The organism is Polynucleobacter sp., assembly GCF_044342855.1.
GTDB lineage: Bacteria > Pseudomonadota > Gammaproteobacteria > Burkholderiales > Burkholderiaceae > Polynucleobacter.
On record NZ_JBIIPA010000016.1, the window covers coordinates 31112 to 48834 of the forward strand.

Consider the following 17723-nt stretch of genomic DNA (forward strand, 5'->3'; position numbering starts at 1 on the left):
TTTCAGGGGGGATTTGAACCTGATCTGTAGGCAGTTAACAACTAGATTGTACGATTGCGGTATGACTAAACATAGACTCTTGTTGGTAGACGGTTCTAGCTACCTTTATCGCGCCTTTCATGCCATGCCAGACCTCAGAAATGGGGCGGGTGACCCAACCGGGGCAATCTATGGGATGGTCAATATGATGCGCCGAGCTCGCTCAGAGCTCAAGGCCGACCATATTGCCTGTGTTTTTGATGCCAAAGGTAAGACTTTCCGGGATGAAATGTACTCTGAGTACAAGGCGCACCGCTCCCCCATGCCAGAGGATCTGGTTAAACAGATTGAGCCGATTCATGCCATGGTGAAGGCCTTGGGCTGGCCAGTATTGATGGTTTCCGGGGTTGAGGCTGATGACGTGATTGGAACCTTGGCTTGCCAAGCCACCCAAGCCGGCTGGGAAACCATTATTTCTACTGGTGACAAAGATCTGGCTCAGTTGGTGAATTCTTCCGTCACTTTGATTAATACGATGACCAATGAGAAGCTCGATATTGACGGTGTCATTGCAAAATTCGGCGTACCTCCCGAGCGCATCATAGATTACCTTTCGATTATTGGGGATACGGTTGATAACGTACCCGGTGTTCCGAAGGCTGGCCCTAAAACAGCAAATAAATGGTTGGCTGAGTTTGCTGATTTAGATAATTTGATGGCGAATGCTGATCAAGTAAAAGGCGTTGTCGGCGAGAATCTTCGCAATAGTTTGGAGTGGCTCCCACAAGCGCGTCAGCTCATTACCGTCAAAACGGATTGCGATTTATCTCCCCACCTTCCAGGCTTGGATGATCTTCATGCAAAACCTGAAGATGCGCCGCTCTTGCGCGAGTTATTTGAACGCTACGCATTTAAAACTTGGTTGCGTGATGTAGAGAAGCAAATGGGTGGAGCAGCTCCTGGAACCAATGGTGGCTTTGATTTAGCTGGCAGCCCGATTAAAAATACTACTGAAGAAAATATAAAATCTGCAGTCAAGAAGTTTGGTCCCACTGCCACAGAGGCGACAACTGCCTTATCGCAAGAAACGACTGATTTGCAGGGTGCGATTGAAAAACACTATGAGTGTGTTGTCGATGAAGCAGCATTAGATCGTTGGATTAAAAAAATTGAAGGCGCCGATCTTACGGCGGTGGATACAGAAACTACCAGCCTAGATGCGCTGGCTGCAGAACTTGTTGGCATCTCTCTTTGCGTCACTCCTGGAGAGGCTTGCTACATACCAGTGGCGCATCGTAACGGCGAGGCTCAGCTCAGTCGTGAATTAGTTTTAGCGCGCATGAAGCCTTGGCTAGAAAGCGCTTCGCATTTGAAGGTGGGTCAAAACCTCAAGTACGACAGCCACATCTTCGCGAACTACGACATTACTTTGCTGGGTATTGCGTTTGACACCATGCTGGAGTCTTATGTACTTGAATCGCATATGCCGCACAACATGGATAACTTGGCTGAACGACATCTCGGCATGAAGACCATTAAGTATGAAGAGGTGTGTGGCAAAGGTGTGCATCAGATTGGCTTTGATCAAGTTGATCTGAAGATTGCTACAGGCTACGCAGCAGAAGATGCGGACATTACCTTGCGTTTGCATTTAGCTTTGTGGCCGCAAATTCAGGAGAGCCCAGGCCTTCTATACGTTTATGAAAATATTGAGATGCCAGCAATGCGCGTCCTTGGCATCATGGAGCGTAATGGGATTCGGATTGATTCAGGGCTGCTGTCTAAGCAGGGCCAAGAGGTTGGTAAACGCTTGCTGGCCTTGGAGGGTGAGATTCATAAGTTAGCAGGGCAACCTTTCAATATTCAGTCTCCTAAACAGATTGCGGAAATTTTGTTTGGGCAGCTAGAACTTCCAGTAATTAAGAAGACGCCATCAGGCGCGCCATCAACCGATGAAGAGGTGTTGCAAAAACTGGCTGAAGACTACCCGCTGCCTGCCCGTATTTTGGATTACCGCAGTCTTGCTAAATTGATGTCAACATACATTGAGAAGCTGCCACGCATGGCTGACCCTAAGACAGGTCGAGTGCACACGAGTTTTTCTCAAGCGACTGCAGTGACGGGGCGCTTGGCTTCTAGTGATCCAAACTTGCAAAACATTCCCGTACGCACGGAAGAGGGCCGTCATATTCGGGAGGCGTTTATTCCAGCTGAAGGTTGTAAGTTGCTCTCAGCCGACTACTCTCAAATTGAATTGCGCATCATGGCGCACATTGCCGAAGATGAAAACTTGCTAGCTGCATTTGCTGCTGGTAAGGATGTCCACCAAGCCACAGCAGCTGAGATTTTTGGTGTGCCATTGGAGGCTGTTAATTCAGAGCAGCGCCGTTATGCCAAGGTGATTAACTTTGGCTTAATTTATGGCATGAGCGCTTTTGGTCTGGCTGGAAACTTGGGTATTGAGCGCTCTGCAGCCCAAAACTACATCGCGAAATACTTTGATCGCTATCCAGGCGTTGCTCAATACATGGAGCGCACCCGCTTGGAGGCAAGAGAGAATGGCTACGTCGAGACGGTGTTTGGCAGACGCCTATGGTTGCCTGAGATTAAGGGCTCGAATGGCCCTCGCCGCCAAGGTGCAGAGCGTGCGGCGATCAATGCACCAATGCAGGGGACTGCAGCAGATCTGATCAAATTGGCTATGGTTGCCGTCGAGAACTGGCTGGAAAAAGAGCAGCTCAAGACGCGTATGCTGCTCCAGGTGCATGATGAATTGGTATTTGACGTACCCATGGATGAGCTAGAGCTCTTGCAGGCAAGGCTGCCAGATTTGATGTGTAAGGTGGCCGATCTAAAGGTTCCTTTGGTGGTTGGTATTGGGATTGGCGATAATTGGGAAGAGGCACACTAAATCAGGGGGCAAAAATGACAATTAAAAAAGATCAAGATTCAAAAATGGTGTCTAGCTATAGAAGAGTTTTTATGAAGGCCTCCGCTATTACCGCAACATCTATAGGCATTGGCTTTGTTGCTGCCTCTGAGCCAGTTTTAGCTGCGGCGATTGAAACAGACTTTATCGGTATTAAAGCTGGCGAACAAATGATCCCTGTCGGCAGCTTTCAGTTGCCTGCTTATGTTTCTCGTCCAGAGAAGGCAAAAGGCAATTTGCCAATCGTGATTGTGGTTAGTGAAATCTTCGGTGTGCACGAATACATTGCTGACGTCACACGTCGTTTTGCAAAATTAGGCTACTTGGCGATTGCCCCGGAATTCTTTACTCGCGCTGGCGATCCGAATACTTACGGCACGATTGCTGAGATTCAGAAAAATATTGTTGCCCCAACTACGGACACACAAGTACTGAATGATTTGCAAGCAGCCTTAGTTTGGGCCGGCAAGAATGGCGGCGATCTGAAAAAAGTGGGCGTCACTGGATTTTGCTGGGGTGGCCGCATTACTTGGCTCTCAGCCACGCTGCCTCAGGTTAAGGCTGGTGTAGCTTGGTACGGCCGTGTCATTGGTGAAAAAACAGAAGGCAATCCGCGCCATCCAGTGGATATCGCTGCCGATCTGAAAGCCCCTGTGCTGGGCTTGTATGGCGGTGCTGATACTGGCATCTCTTTAGAGAGTGTTGAGCAAATGCGTGAAGCGCTGGCAAAAGCAGCTCCAAAAAATCCAGCGGCTAAAGCCTGTCGTTTTGAAATCTATCCTGATGCACCGCACGCCTTCCATGCTGACTACCGCGCCACTTATCGCGAAGGTCCTGCTAAAGATGGCTGGGAAAAGTGCATTGCCTGGTTTAAACAAAACGGAGTTGCATAATTTCTATGTCAGTACTGCAAAGCATCTTGTTGGTAACAGCGCTAGCGGGAACCGCCAGCGTTCTCGTTGCCGCAAGCTTCTCTTTGTCTTTTTTATCAAAGATGGTCCACGGCATGGTCAGTGTGTCAGTTGGTATTTTACTTGCTACTGCTTTGCTGCATTCTCTGCCTGAGGCATTTACGATGGCGGGCGCAAGCCCTCAGTTGCTATTTGCTACTTTGCTTGCGGGGCTCTTAGGCTTTTTCTTGTTAGAGAAAATTGCATTACTGCGCCATAGTCATCACCATGAAGGGGATGGCCATGATCATCACCGTGGCCATGATGCTGAAGTTGCGGGACGGAGTGGCTGGATGATTCTGGTCGGTGACGGATTGCATAACTTTGTTGATGGTGTTTTGATTGCTGCAGCATTTATGGCGGATTATCAGGTGGGTATCTTTACTGCGATTGCCATCATTGCGCATGAGATTCCTCAGGAGATTGGGGATTTCATCGTATTACTTAATGCGGGATTCTCTCGAACTCGCGCATTGATGTATAACTTCATTTGTGGTTTGTCTGCGGTAGTGGGCGGCGTACTGGCTTACTTCTTCTTAGAGAAGGCTCATGCAGCAATGCCATATTTACTCGTGATTGCATCAAGTAGCTTTATTTACATTGCTGTAAGTGATCTCATTCCGCAAATGCATCGACGCCCATATTGGGCTGAGTCTTTACGTCAAACGATTTTGATTGCTTGCGGCGTTGGCTTTGTAATCTTGCTCTCGCTGCTGCATTAAAGCGCCACTGGCCGGCTTGGATCGGCACACCATTCACTCCAGCTGCCTGCATATAGACGTGAACCCTTGAGCCCAGCGATTTCCATGGCAAGTAAGTTGTGGCAGGCCGTTACCCCAGAGCCGCACTGGTGAATCACTTCAGAGGCTTTGGTGGATCCTAAGAGGGCATGAAAATCTTTGTACAACTGCTCCGAGGTTTTGAAAGATTTGCCGGTGAGATTTTCTCTAAAGCAGGAATTGATTGCGTTGGGAATATGTCCGCCAACCGGATCTAATGTTTCATTCTGACCATGAAAGCGATCGTTTGCACGAGCATCAACGATGACACTTTCTTTGCTTTGTAGGTTCTGCATAACCCCGTCTACTAGAACTAGTCCAACGTAAGGCATGCTTGGTACTGGAGTGCTTGTAGCCTGAGGTTGGCTTGGCAGGGTGCTAATTGGGCCATTCCAAGCATCTAGGCCGCCATCCAACACTTGAACATTGGCATGACCAGTTGCCTTGAGCATCCACCACAAGCGACTGGCATATACGGAGCCTTGATTGTCGTAGGCGATCACCAAAGTTTTTGAATCCATTCCTAAGCGGGATTTTGTTAGCGCCCAGGCTTCAGGAGTTGGTAGTGGGTGACGACCATTTTTACCGGTCTTGGCGCCAGATAAATCGTGATCTAGATCGACATAGAGCGCGCCTGGAATATGACCCTCTAAATAAGACTTTCTGCCTGCTAGTGGGTCGACTAAATCAAAGCGGCAATCACATAGCAACACATTCTCGCCACTATTGAGGATTTCTTCTAACTGGTTTGCAGTAATGAGAGGCGTCATGATGGCTTCCTAATGTGTGCGATGGGTATTGCTGGATTATGCGCCTTGATAGTTCATGGCACGACGGTACCATTCATGGAAATGCTGCATGCCATCTTCCATCGGGCTTTGATATGGACCTACTTCATTTTGACCACGGGCTAACAGAGCGGCGCGACCAGCATCCATACGCTCTGCAATCTCATCATCCTCAATACAGGTTTCCATATAGGCTGCACGCTCTGCCTCTACAAACTCACGCTCAAAAAGGGCAATCTCCTCTGGGTAATAAAACTCAACCACATTACGTGTTTTATTCGGACCCATGGGGTGCAATGTCGAAACACATAAAACGCCTGGGTACCACTCCACCATCACATTGGGGTAGTAGGTCAGCCAGATAGCGCCATGTCGCGGCGTCTTACCCTCATGGTGGCGCAATACCGCTTCATGCCACTTTTGATAAATCGGAGAGCCAGGCTTCTCTAGATTTTTGTGAATGCCAACAGTTTGTACGCTGTGCCAGTCACCGAATTCCCAGCGCAAGTCTTCGCAAGAAACAAACTTACCTAAGCCTGGATGAAATGGAACGACGTGATAGTCCTCAAGATAGACTTCAATAAAAGTCTTCCAGTTGTAATTGCATTCATGGACTTCAACGTGATCCAGCACATAACCTTCAAAATTAAGATCATCAGCTACGCCGAGCTTGGCAAGATCAGTGCGCACGTCACGCGGACCTTCAAATAAGAGTCCTTGCCAATTTTGCAAAGGCGATTTGCCTAAATTGAGGCAAGGCTTATCTTCAAAATGGGGTGCGCCCATAAGTTGACCATTTAAATCGTAGGTCCAGCGATGCAATGGGCAAACGATGTTGTCTGCTTTACCTTTGCCATTGAGCATGAGTGCTTGGCGATGACGGCAGACATTGGAAAGGAGTTCAACACCCTGGGCATTGCGAACCAGCAGGCGACCTTCATTTTCTGAGGTCAAAGTTTGATAAGAACCAATCTCAGGAACCATGAGTTCGTGACCAACATAGCCTGGACCCTGCTTAAAAAGCAGTTCAATTTCACGCTGATAGAGATCAACGTGAAAATAGGCCGAAACCGGCAGTTGTAAGTTGGACGGCGCAAGTTGCTGCGCGGTAGCCAGATTAGCCATTCTCCCCACCCCCGAAAACGTCAGCCGAAGCTAAGCGGAATAACCAATCCAACCATCGACGGATCGATATTGGAAAGGAAGGAGGGAATTATACCCATCTGACCCCCGTCTCGCTTTAATATGTAGGGCTACATCTGTAAGAAATTTGAAGGAAATAAGCCAATGCCAGCAAAGAAATCTGAGGGTCAGAAACCCGGTCTTGAGGTTCAAATCGACCCCAACTTGCGTTACGAGCAGGCTGTAAAAGAGCTAGAAAAGCTGATTTCTGACATGGAGTCTGGCAAATTCTCTCTGGAGGAGACACTTTTAGCTTATCAACGAGGCGCTGCCCTCTTAAGGCATTGCCAAGCCATGCTTGCTCAAGTTGAGCAGCAGGTCCGGGTATTTGAAGCATAAGTCACGCGCAAATTAAACCCTCATGAACTGCGCACTTTCATTTGATGATTGGGTTCGCGCTCACGGGCAGCGAACTGAATCGGCTTTAGATAATTTGCTTGATGCTGCCGATGCCAATCCTCCGCGTTTGCATGAGGCTGTGCGCTACGCCGCTCAAGGTGGTGGTAAACGCATTCGCCCTCTCTTGGTTTATGCCGCTGGTGCATTGAGTGATGACACAAATCAAAGTGCATTGGATGCTGCTGCTGTGGCAATTGAATGCATTCATGCTTACTCTTTGGTGCACGATGATTTACCGTGCATGGATGATGATGATTTACGTCGTGGCCGACCTACAGTTCACAAGGCCTACGATGAGGCGACTGCTTTATTGGTTGGCGATGCATTGCAAACTCGCGCATTTGAGATTTTGGCAAATGCGCGGTGTGATGCTGATACACGATTGGCCATGATCAGTGCTTTAGCCAGTGCATCTGGTTCGCGCGGGATGGCTGGAGGTCAGGCGATTGATTTGGATAGTGTGGGCAAGAAATTAGATCTGGCCGGCTTAAAGCAAATGCACGCGATGAAAACAGGGTCTTTGCTTTCTTGTTCGGTGCAGATGGGCGGTATTGCTGCCAAATTGAATCCTGCCCAAATGCAGCTCCTCCAAACTTACTCCGAAGCTTTAGGTTTAGCCTTTCAAATTGTGGATGATGTTCTCGATGCTACTTCGGATAGTCAAACTTTGGGCAAAACCGCCGGGAAAGACGCTGCCAATCACAAGCCTACCTATGTGACCTTGATGGGTTTAGACTATGCACAGAAAGCAGCAAAAGATTTGCAAGAAACCGCAATTGCTAGCTTAGAGAGTTTTGGCCCCAAAGCCCAGGCTCTGAAAGATTTGGCTCTGTTGGTAGTTAGTAGAGGCAAATAAGATTACTGAAGATTTGATGACTTTAAATTCCATTCACTCCCCCGCAGACTTAAAAAAACTGCCTCGCGAGCAGCTTGCTACGCTTGCCGATGAGTTGCGCCAGTTTGTCTTGGATTCTGTTTCTAAAACGGGTGGACACCTTTCTTCGAATTTAGGAACGGTGGAGCTATCGATTGCGCTGCACTATGTCTTCGATACGCCGCAGGATCGCATCGTCTGGGATGTGGGTCATCAAAGCTACCCACACAAAATTTTGACTGGTCGTCGTGATCGCATGAATACCTTGCGTCAGTTCGACGGCTTGTCTGGCTTCCCCCGTCGCGCTGAAAGTGAATACGATGCCTTTGGCACCGGACACTCCTCAACGAGTATTTCTGCAGCGATGGGTATGGCACGCGCTTTCCAGACCAAAGGTGAAAAACAAGTTGCCGTTGCGGTGATTGGCGATAGCGCTATGACCGGTGGCATGGCATTTGAAGCCATGAACAATGCTGGTGTATATGACGACTTGCCGCTAGTAGTGATTCTGAATGACAACGATATGTCGATCTCGCCAGCAGTGGGCGCGCTCAATCGACACTTGGCTAGATTATTGAGTGGCAATATTTACTCTGCAACGAAGAAGGGTATTGATAGCGTCTTATCAATTGCCCCTCCATTGCGAGAGTTTGCAAAACGTTTAGAAGATCATGCCAAGGGCATGGTTTCGCCTTCAACCATTTTTCAAGAATTTGGTTTTAACTATTTCGGACCCATCGATGGCCACGATTTAAATGCATTGATACCGATGTTGCAAAACGTACGTCGCTTGGCGCTTGAGGGTCGCGGCCCACAGTTCTTGCATGTTGTGACACGCAAGGGTCGGGGTTATGAGTTAGCTGAAGCAGACCCAGTCCTGTATCACGGCCCCAGCAAGTTCAATCCAGAAGAGGGCGTTCAGAAATCTGCCACTCCTTCCTCTAAAACCTTTACTCAAGTATTTGGTGAGTGGCTCTGCGATATGGCGCATGCCGATCCATTGCTGATTGGCATCACACCAGCAATGCGCGAAGGATCTGGTCTTGTAGAGTTTGAGAAAAATTTCCCGAAGCGTTATTACGATGTTGGTATTGCAGAACAGCATGCAGTGACTTTTGCTGCTGGTATGGCATGTGAAGGGATGAAGCCAGTCGTGGCCATTTACTCGACCTTCTTGCAGCGCGCCTACGATCAGCTGATTCATGATGTGGCGATTCAGGATCTTCCGGTGTTGTTTGCATTGGACCGGGCTGGTTTGGTTGGCGCAGACGGCGCAACGCATGCTGGTGCATATGACATTCCGTTCTTACGTTGCATTCCGAATATGTTGGTATTGACGCCTGCTGACGAAGCTGAGTGTCGAGATTTACTAACGACAGCTTTCCATCAGTCACACCCAAGTGCAGTTCGTTATCCGCGTGGTGCTGGTGTTGGAACTATTCCTTCAAAAGAATTGCGTACTGTGCCATTAGGCAAAGGTGAATTGCGTCGCAAATCCAATGCACCCGCAGGCCAGCGCATAGCAATTTTGGCTTTCGGAACTTTGCTCTACCCAGCACTTGAAGTGGCTGAACAAATTGATGCCTCAGTTGCCAATATGCGCTTTGTAAAACCATTAGATTTTGAGCTTCTCAAATCCTTGGCGCAAGACCATGATTATTTTGTGACAATTGAAGATGGTGCGATTCAGGGTGGTGCTGGCAGCGCTTGCTTAGAAGCACTCTCTGCCATGGGTATCAATAAGCCCCTATTACAACTAGGTCTTCCAGATGAATTCGTGGAGCATGGCGATTACAAACTCTTAATGCGTAAGTGTGGCCTGAACTCTGAGGGGATTGCAAAGGCGATTTCACTGCGTTTCCCCCTGAAAACTGCTGTAAATCCTGTGGCTGCAGGCAAATAAGTCATTTTTGCTTGAAAATAGACCGATGAACGACATCAACACCGCCTTTCTCAAACCGCAAGCCATGCCGGATATTCAATCCTCGCATGATGAGCGTGCTTTACCAATTGAGCAGGTGGGCATTCGGGGATTGCGTCATCCATTAAGTATTCGTACTCAGACAGGCGTAATGCCTGCTGTTGGTAATTTTGAAATGGATGTAGCCTTGCCTGCGCATGTGAAGGGTACTCATATGTCCCGTTTCATTGCGCTCTTGCAAAAACACAATGAGCCCATTGATAGCGCATCTGTAGTTGCAATGGTGCGTGAGATGTTGCCGCTACTCAATGCAACAGAAGGTCGCATTCAATTTACTTATACACACTTCGTAAAAAAAGCCGCACCTGTATCTGGTGTTGAAAGCTTGATGGATTACGAAGTAACTTGGACTACGAAGGCTAAACAAAATGTGTCTGGCGCAATTGACGTTGAGTTAAACCTCCGCGCTTTAGTTCCAGTGATGAGTTTATGTCCCTGCTCGAAAGAGATTTCTGAGTATGGCGCACATAATCAACGCTCACATGTAACGATGTCTGTTGAGCTTGATCCGCAAACCAAGATGACAGTAGAAGATTTGGTTGCAGCCGCTGAGAGCCAAGCCTCTAGCGAGTTGTGGGGTTTACTCAAGCGCCCTGATGAGAAGTGGGTTACTGAGCGTGCGTATGACAATCCAAAGTTTGTAGAAGACTTGGTACGCGATGTTGCTGGTCAGCTTAAAGGTGATGATCGTATTTTGTCTTTAGTGGTTGAGGCTGAGAACTTTGAGTCGATTCACAATCACAGTGCCTACGCCAAAATTAGTCTGACTAAGTAAGCAGCACTAAAACGAGATTTACTTAAGCGAGATTATTACTCGCCAAATCCCAACGGGGTTTGATATCAAAAGCACCCGAAGTAGTTGAGCCATTATTTTCCGCCAACATGCGTAGTGCTCCAGCAAAAGCAATCATCACACCGTTATCGGTACACAGATCGACTGGTGGGTAGTGCACTTCAAACCGATTCTTTTTAGCGCTGGTATTCAGAGCTGAACGTAATTGCAAATTAGCACCCACACCACCGGCGAGCACCAAATGTTTGCAACCAGTTTGCTTCAGTGCCTTTTCTGATTTACTGACTAACACCGCCACCAAGGAATCGACAAAGCTGCGCGCGAGATCCGCATGAAATGTTGCAATTTCTTCGGAATCGGTAATGCCCAATACCTCAAATTTTTTCACCTGGTTCAGTACTGCCGTTTTGAGTCCGGAGAAAGAAAAATCCAAATCTCCTGAATGCAGCATCGGTTTTGGCAGGTCAAATCTTCCAGATTGACCTTTTTCTGCCAACTTGGAAATAGCGGCGCCACCCGGGTAGTCCAAACCCAACAACTTGGCCGTTTTATCGAAAGCTTCGCCAGCAGCGTCGTCTAAAGTTTCGCCTAGAAGTTGGTATTTACCAACTCCGCTCACCAGCATCAACTGGGTATGTCCACCTGAGACTAAAAGAGCAATAAAGGGGAATTCCGGTACTGAAACCCCTAAAAGCGGGGAAAGTAGGTGTCCTTCAAGGTGATGTACCCCAATGGAGGGTAAATTGAGGCCTTGAGCCAAGGATTTGGCAAAGGCGCTACCCACGAGTAGGGCGCCAGCTAAGCCGGGACCCTGGGTGTAGGCCACCGCATCCATATCCTTTAATTTGAGGCCAGCTTCATGCAAAGCATCGTCCAAAAGGGGTAAAACCCGTCTTATATGGTCTCTAGAGGCCAATTCTGGGACAACGCCCCCATAGTCCCGGTGCATGGCTATTTGGGAGTGCAAGGCCTGTCCTAGGATGCCCTGATGCGCTGGGGCGTGGTTTTCCCAGGGGGAGGTGTCATATACAGCCACTCCGGTCTCGTCACAAGAAGTTTCTATGCCTAAAACAATCATTTTTTTGCTTGGTCGTGCTAGAATTGCGTTTCAGTTAATTTTTCGATATTTTTCGAGCATATACGAGTTAAACAAGTATGACTACAGTCCGCCTCCGTGAGAACGAACCTTTTGAAGTGGCATTGCGCCGTTTCAAGCGCACCATTGAAAAGAATGGCCTTTTGACAGACTTGCGTGCCCGCGAGTTCTACGAGAAGCCAACGGCTGAACGTAAGCGCAAGAAGGCCGCTGCTGCTAAACGCCATTACAAGCGTATTCGCAGCCAGATGTTGCCTAAAAAGCTTTACTAATCGAATGTAAAAGCTCTCCTCACCGAGAGGCTTTGAAACCCGCTGACGGTGAAACGCAGCGGGTTTTTGCTTTTGAATCGCCAGAAATTTATTAGATACTGAATACCAGGAAAAATGCCATGAGTCTGAAAGATGAAATCACCGAAGATATGAAAAACGCAATGCGTGCAAAAGAAGTAGCGCGCCTTGGAACTATTCGTCTTTTGCTGGCAGCTATCAAGCAGCGTGAAGTAGATGATCGCATTGTGATGAATGATGCGAGTGTGATCGCTACCGTTGAGAAGATGATTAAGCAACGCAAAGATTCGATCTCTCAATTTGAAAAAGCCAATCGCGATGATTTGGTTGCGATTGAAGCGGCTGAGATGGTCATTCTGCAAGATTACTTACCCGCTCAGTTGTCTGGTGCTGAAGTCGAGGCAGCTGTAGCTGCAGCGGTTGCATCTACTGGGGCTGCTGGCCCACAAGATATGGGCAAAGTGATTGGCGTTCTTAAAGGTCAGTTGGCTGGTAAAGCTGATATGGGAAAAGTTTCCGGTTTGGTTAAAGCTGTGCTTGCTAAGTAAGTTGAAAGCAAACTAAACACTAAGCCTCATCCACTACTGATGGCTCTCATCCCCCAATCCTTCATTGCCGATTTATTAAATCGGGTTGACATCGTTGATGTGGTTGGGCAGCACGTGAAGTTAAAAAAAGCAGGCGCGAACTTTCAAGGTTTGTGCCCCTTTCATTCTGAAAAGTCTCCTTCATTTTCGGTATCACCGACTAAACAGTTCTATCACTGCTTTGGTTGTGGAGCGCACGGCTCTGCCATTAGTTTTCTCATGGAGTACTCCGGACTTGGTTATGTAGACGCCATTGAAGACTTAGCGCGTTCTGCAGGATTGGATGTACCGCGTGAAGAGCGCACTGCGAATGATGTTGCTCGCCAACAGCAAACCATGGCTTTAAGTGAGGTCATGAGTGCAGCTGCAGATTGGTATCGCCAACAACTTAAAGTAGCGCCTTGTGCAGTCGAATATCTCAAGGGGCGCGGCCTTACTGGTGAGATCGCTAAACGCTATGCCTTGGGTTATGCACCTGATGGCTGGCAAGGGCTTGAAGCAGTATTTGGTACTTATGCCAATGATGAAGTAGCAAAGACTTTACTTGAAGGCGGCTTACTCATTCAGAGTGAGCAAACCGATAACAACCAAACAGCGCGTCGCTACGATCGTTTTCGGGATCGCATCATGTTCCCGATTCGTAATCCCAAAGGTCAGACGATTGGCTTTGGTGGACGCATTCTCGATCAAGGTGAGCCTAAGTATTTAAATTCACCTGAGACGCCCCTATTCTCTAAGGGCAATACGCTCTACGGATTGTTTGAAGCAAGACAAGCAATTCGTTCTCAAGAATATGTTCTCGTATGTGAGGGCTACATGGACGTGGTGGCACTCGCGCAATTGGGTTTCCCTAATGCGGTAGCCACATTGGGTACAGCCTGTACCGCGAATCACGTACGCATGTTGTTGCGTCAAACTGATCGCATCGTATTTTCATTTGATGGTGACTCTGCTGGTCAGCGTGCTGCGCAACGCGCATTAGAGGTATGTTTGCCATTAATGTCAGATGACAAAGAGATTCGCTTCTTGTTTTTGCCGACAGAGCATGACCCTGATAGCTATGTCCGTGCTTATGGCGCACCTGCCTTTGAAAAAGTGATCAAGGAGGCAATGTCGATCTCAAGCTTCTTCTTCAAGATTGCTAGCCAAGACCATGAGTTGACTACGCCAGAGGGCAGAGCGCAAACACATCACGCAGCAAAACCTTTATTGTTATCGATGCCGCCAATCGCATTGCGTACGCAAATCTTGCGTGAGCTAGCTATTCGAACAAACTCAGCACCTGCAGAGTTAGAGTCTTTCTGTGGATTGATAGTGGCGCCTGCACCAGTGCAGCAGGGTTCTTATGCAACAACGAATCAACGCGCACCTAATTTCGTGCAAACGAATGGTGGCAATAGAACGCAGGGCGCACCTTGGCAAGCATCTAAGGGCTCAGCAAAAAGAGCCCCAATACAAAATATTCCACCTCCTCAAGCTCCTACCGATTTAGCGGAACAGATGTTGCGAGTCTTGATTCAGTTTCCGCATCTTGGAAAAGCTTTGGGTGCTAATAAAAGGGCGCTTGCTTTGCAGGCTTCTGAATTGCGTTCAGAAAAAGCCTTAGAGCTCATGAAAGATTTATTGAATCAGTGTGATCAGGTTGAATTGATTCCCGGTGAGAATGGCAAGCCACCAGCAGTAGGTGCCGGTGCATTCGCCCTATTCCAAGAGCAGCTATCCCGCAGTGAGCTTGCCCCCCTCTATGAAGTGTTGAGAAAACGCGTCATGGGCTCAGATTTGGAGATCGAGGGTGCGGTTGCGGACTTGGATGGTGCATTTAAAAAGCTCGAGCTAATCCATCTGAAAACAGAAATGACGGAAATCGCTCAAAAAATCGCTGGAAGCACTGCAACAGAGCAAGATCGGGCTCGATATCGCGAGTTGGGCGAAAGATTGAAATTCTCCTAAGAATTTTCTGATTTAACCCTAGAAAAACCCGAAATTTACCCCATATTTTGAGTATGGCATGGGGTAAAAAAGTCGCAATCGACTATAATGCTCTGTTCCCAGAAAAAAACCGATTTAATTCAGCCACTTGCGCTTTATTTTGAAGAAATTTGGGGCAAGTGGACAAAGTAGCTGCGCCTAAGCAGTCGAGAACAATCATCAGTAACGTGAGTAAGTGCTAATAAATGCCAAATATCAAGAAAAAACCAGCAGCTAAATCAGCCAAGCCAGTAGCGAAAGCTAAGGCACCAGCAAAGCCAGCAGCTAAAGCGAAGGCACCTGCTAAACCAGTTGCCAAGGCAAAAGCCCCAGCTAAGCCAGCTAAGGCACCCGCAAAGCCAGCACCGAAAGCAAAAGCTCCAGCTAAACCTGTAGCAAAAGCGAAGACACCAGCTAAGCCAGTGAAGGCTCCAGCTAAAGTGGCTAAGCCAGTAGCAAAAGCACCAGCCAAACCAGTAAAGGCTCCTGCAAAGGCAGTAGCTAAACCCGTTAAGACACCAGTTAAACCTGTAGCGAAGGCTCCAGCCAAACCAGTGAAGACTCCTGCAAAGGCACCGGCTAAAGTCGAAAAAATTGAGGCTGCTAAAAAAGGCAAAGTTGTCGCTCCTAAAGTTGAGGTAGTGAAGGAAGCTAGGCCGGTAAAAGAGGCTAAAGAGACTAAAGGTAAAAAGGCTAAGGAGGTTGAAGTTGAGGCAGCGGCCACTGAGGAAGTAAAGAAGGGTCGTAAACCAAAGGCGGATGCTCCTGCAGAAGGTGCTGAGCCAGTATTGACTGATCGTCAAAAAGCGCGCGAGCGTAAGGCAAAAGAAAAAGCACTATTAAAAGAATTCGCAGCACAACAGTTGGGCTCTGAAGAGCAACAAGAGTTACGTCGTACCCGCCTGAAGACGTTGATCAAGATGGGTAAGTCCAAGGGTTACTTAACTCATGGTGAAATGAATGACGTGATGTCAGATGAGTTGTCTGATGCCGATGCATTAGAAACATTGATCAGCCTCTTGAACGACATCAATATTACCGTTTACGAGCAAGCTCCAGATGCTGAAACACTCTTGCTGAATGAAAATGCTTCAGCAACCACTTCTGAAGAAGAGGCTGAAGAAGAGGCGGAAGCTGCTTTAGCTACCGTTGACTCCGAGTTTGGTCGTACAACTGACCCAGTGCGTATGTATATGCGCGAGATGGGCACTGTTGACCTCTTGACTCGTGAAGGCGAGATCGTCATTGCGAAGAAGATTGAAGCAGGCCTTAAAGACATGGTGATGGCTTTGGCCGCTTGCCCTGTCACGATTGGCGAGATCTTGGTTAACGTAGACAAGATTGCCAGTGGCGAGCTGGAGATTGATCAGTTCGTAGATGGATTGGTTGACCCTAATGCAGAAGATATTAAGCTTGGACCAGAAGAGCCAGAGGTTGACCCAGATGCTGAAGAGGGTGGCGAAGAGGGGGAGGATGAAGGTGGCGGCGGTGGCGGCGGTGTAGCTACAGCCAACGCTAAGCAATTAGAGGAATTGAAGCAAATCTCCTTAGAGAAGTTTGCGAATGTTCGTACACAAGCAGACAAGATGCGTCGTGCATTTGATAAAGAGGGTTACAACTGCCCAGCTTACATCAAGGCACAAGAAGCTATTCGTGGTGAGTTGCTTGGTTTCCGATTGACTGCAAAGAGTGTTGAGAAGTTATGTGACACGATGCGTTCACAAGTAGATCAAGTTTGGAAACTCGAGCGCGGTATTGTGAGCTTGTTGGTGGATAAGGTTGGCGTTAATCGTGGTGAAGTATTAAAAGACTTCCCTAAGATGTCAATGAACCTTGAGTGGACTACTAAGTTACTTAAAGAAAACAAGCCATACATAGCATTGCTTCAACGTAACGTTCCAGCGATTCAAGAACTTCAACAGAAGTTGATCGATATTCAGACCCGTGTTGTTTTGCCACTTCCAGAGTTAAAAGAAGTGAACAAGCAGATGATCGCGGGCGAAAAGCGTGCGCGTGAAGCGAAGCGTGAGATGACTGTTGCCAACTTACGTTTGGTAATCTCGATTGCTAAGAAATACACCAACCGTGGTTTGCAGTTCTTGGATTTGATCCAAGAGGGCAATATCGGTTTGATGAAGGCGGTAGATAAGTTTGAATACCGCCGTGGTTACAAGTTCTCTACCTATGCAACCTGGTGGATCCGTCAGGCGATTACTCGTTCTATTGCCGACCAAGCACGTACGATCCGTATTCCAGTTCATATGATTGAGACGATCAATAAGATGAACCGTATTAGCCGTCAAATCTTGCAAGAGACTGGTCATGAGCCAGATGCTGCAACCTTGGCACTCAAGATGGAAATTCCTGAGGACAAGATTCGCAAGATTATGAAGATCGCAAAAGAGCCAATCTCCATGGAAACACCAATCGGTGATGATGAAGATTCTCATTTAGGCGACTTCATTGAGGATGGCAATACATTGGCTCCAGCTGAAGCGGCATTGCATGACTCTATGCGTGGCGTAGTAAAGGATGTTCTCGATTCATTAACACCACGCGAAGCAAAAGTATTGCGTATGCGCTTTGGTGTTGAGATGAGCACGGACCATACTCTCGAGGAAGTGGGTAAGCAGTTTGACGTTACTCGTGAGCGTATCCGTCAGATTGAAGCCAAGGCTCTAAGAAAAATGCGTCATCCAAGCCGCAGCGACAAGCTCAAGACCTTCCTCGAAGAAGATTGATCCAAAGACTAACGGGCCTATAGCTCAGTTGGTTAGAGCAGAGGACTCATAATCCTTTGGTCCCAGGTTCAAGTCCTGGTGGGCCCACCAATGAAATCAACGACTTAGGGAGAAATTCCTAAGTCGTTTTTCTTTCTGTGCCACCAAGTGTGTAAGCAATCTCCACACAATTTCCAGCGCAACACCAGTAAACGTATAAGCCTCCTGTTGGAGCAATGAACTACTTGGTGGTTGCAAATGGACTGCTTTAAGCTAACGCCATAAAATCTAAATTGAATGGCGCGCTCGAAAAGTAAGTGCAATATTTTTTAATAGGAAAATATTGCATGACAAGTCATTACAAGCAGTTAAGTGGGGTAGAAAGAGCTTTTATTCAATTGGCTTTGA

14 protein-coding genes and 1 tRNA gene are annotated in these 17723 nt (G+C 47.7%); 12 read left to right on the top strand and 3 right to left on the bottom strand.

Annotated features, from left to right (window positions below; translation table 11 throughout):
* Positions 1 to 61 precede the first annotated feature (61 nt).
* From polA to ACIQZ3_RS06725, 3 genes are read left to right on the top strand one after another with little or no spacing between them, the layout of a single operon-like run.
* Entirely contained in the window at positions 62 to 2890 is a 2829-nt protein-coding gene (gene polA / locus ACIQZ3_RS06715) for a DNA polymerase I (protein ID WP_397391524.1), read from the top strand.
* A 14-nt stretch (positions 2891 to 2904) separates the two neighbouring features.
* Positions 2905 to 3801 (top strand): dienelactone hydrolase family protein, encoded by an 897-nt coding sequence (locus tag ACIQZ3_RS06720; RefSeq protein ID WP_397391526.1) that lies wholly within the window; start codon positions 2905 to 2907, stop codon positions 3799 to 3801.
* Between the two features lie 5 nt (positions 3802 to 3806).
* Positions 3807 to 4580 (top strand): ZIP family metal transporter, encoded by a 774-nt coding sequence (locus ACIQZ3_RS06725; RefSeq protein WP_397391528.1) that lies wholly within the window; start codon positions 3807 to 3809, stop codon positions 4578 to 4580.
* Here the strand turns inward: ACIQZ3_RS06725 and ACIQZ3_RS06730 are convergent.
* On the bottom strand, positions 4577 to 5407 hold the full coding sequence (locus ACIQZ3_RS06730; protein WP_397391530.1) for a sulfurtransferase: 831 nt from the start codon (positions 5405 to 5407) through the stop codon (positions 4577 to 4579). The two genes, ACIQZ3_RS06725 and ACIQZ3_RS06730, sit on opposite strands and share 4 nt — an antisense overlap.
* Before the next feature lie 36 nt (positions 5408 to 5443).
* Positions 5444 to 6550: an aromatic ring-hydroxylating dioxygenase subunit alpha gene (locus ACIQZ3_RS06735; RefSeq protein ID WP_397391532.1), complete on the bottom strand. Its 1107-nt coding sequence runs from the start codon at positions 6548 to 6550 to the stop codon at positions 5444 to 5446.
* Positions 6551 to 6712: 162 nt separating this feature from the next.
* Between ACIQZ3_RS06735 and xseB the strand changes: the two genes are divergently transcribed.
* Genes xseB through folE2 form a run of 4 tightly spaced genes read left to right on the top strand, consistent with a single transcriptional unit; the run spans position 6713 to position 10636 of the window.
* Positions 6713 to 6946 (top strand): exodeoxyribonuclease VII small subunit, encoded by a 234-nt coding sequence (gene xseB, locus ACIQZ3_RS06740; RefSeq protein WP_397391534.1) that lies wholly within the window; start codon positions 6713 to 6715, stop codon positions 6944 to 6946.
* 22 nt (positions 6947 to 6968) lie between these two features.
* Positions 6969 to 7862 (top strand): polyprenyl synthetase family protein, encoded by an 894-nt coding sequence (locus ACIQZ3_RS06745; protein ID WP_397391536.1) that lies wholly within the window; start codon positions 6969 to 6971, stop codon positions 7860 to 7862.
* 16 nt (positions 7863 to 7878) lie between these two features.
* The gene (gene dxs, locus ACIQZ3_RS06750) at positions 7879 to 9783 is read left to right on the top strand and encodes a 1-deoxy-D-xylulose-5-phosphate synthase (protein ID WP_397391538.1); all 1905 of its coding nucleotides are present in this window, start codon (positions 7879 to 7881) and stop codon (positions 9781 to 9783) included.
* Positions 9784 to 9808: 25 nt separating this feature from the next.
* On the top strand, positions 9809 to 10636 hold the full coding sequence (folE2, locus tag ACIQZ3_RS06755; RefSeq protein WP_397391540.1) for a GTP cyclohydrolase FolE2: 828 nt from the start codon (positions 9809 to 9811) through the stop codon (positions 10634 to 10636).
* 22 nt (positions 10637 to 10658) lie between these two features.
* Here folE2 and tsaD read toward each other — a convergent pair whose 3' ends face one another.
* On the bottom strand, positions 10659 to 11732 hold the full coding sequence (tsaD, locus tag ACIQZ3_RS06760; protein ID WP_397391542.1) for a tRNA (adenosine(37)-N6)-threonylcarbamoyltransferase complex transferase subunit TsaD: 1074 nt from the start codon (positions 11730 to 11732) through the stop codon (positions 10659 to 10661).
* 77 nt (positions 11733 to 11809) lie between these two features.
* Here tsaD and rpsU point away from each other — a divergent pair, with 77 nt between their 5' ends.
* From rpsU to ACIQZ3_RS06785, 5 genes are all read left to right on the top strand, one after another.
* Positions 11810 to 12022: a 30S ribosomal protein S21 gene (gene rpsU / locus ACIQZ3_RS06765; protein WP_011903537.1), complete on the top strand. Its 213-nt coding sequence runs from the start codon at positions 11810 to 11812 to the stop codon at positions 12020 to 12022.
* Between the two features lie 119 nt (positions 12023 to 12141).
* The gene (locus tag ACIQZ3_RS06770) at positions 12142 to 12588 is read left to right on the top strand and encodes a GatB/YqeY domain-containing protein (RefSeq protein WP_397391544.1); all 447 of its coding nucleotides are present in this window, start codon (positions 12142 to 12144) and stop codon (positions 12586 to 12588) included.
* A gap of 39 nt (positions 12589 to 12627) precedes the next feature.
* The gene (gene dnaG, locus ACIQZ3_RS06775) at positions 12628 to 14577 is read left to right on the top strand and encodes a DNA primase (RefSeq protein ID WP_397391546.1); all 1950 of its coding nucleotides are present in this window, start codon (positions 12628 to 12630) and stop codon (positions 14575 to 14577) included.
* 224 nt (positions 14578 to 14801) lie between these two features.
* Complete coding sequence (gene rpoD, locus ACIQZ3_RS06780) at positions 14802 to 17336, top strand: RNA polymerase sigma factor RpoD (protein ID WP_397391548.1); 2535 nt, start codon at positions 14802 to 14804, stop codon at positions 17334 to 17336.
* 13 nt (positions 17337 to 17349) lie between these two features.
* Positions 17350 to 17426 (top strand) — tRNA-Ile (locus ACIQZ3_RS06785).
* The last annotated feature ends 297 nt before the right edge of the window (positions 17427 to 17723 follow it).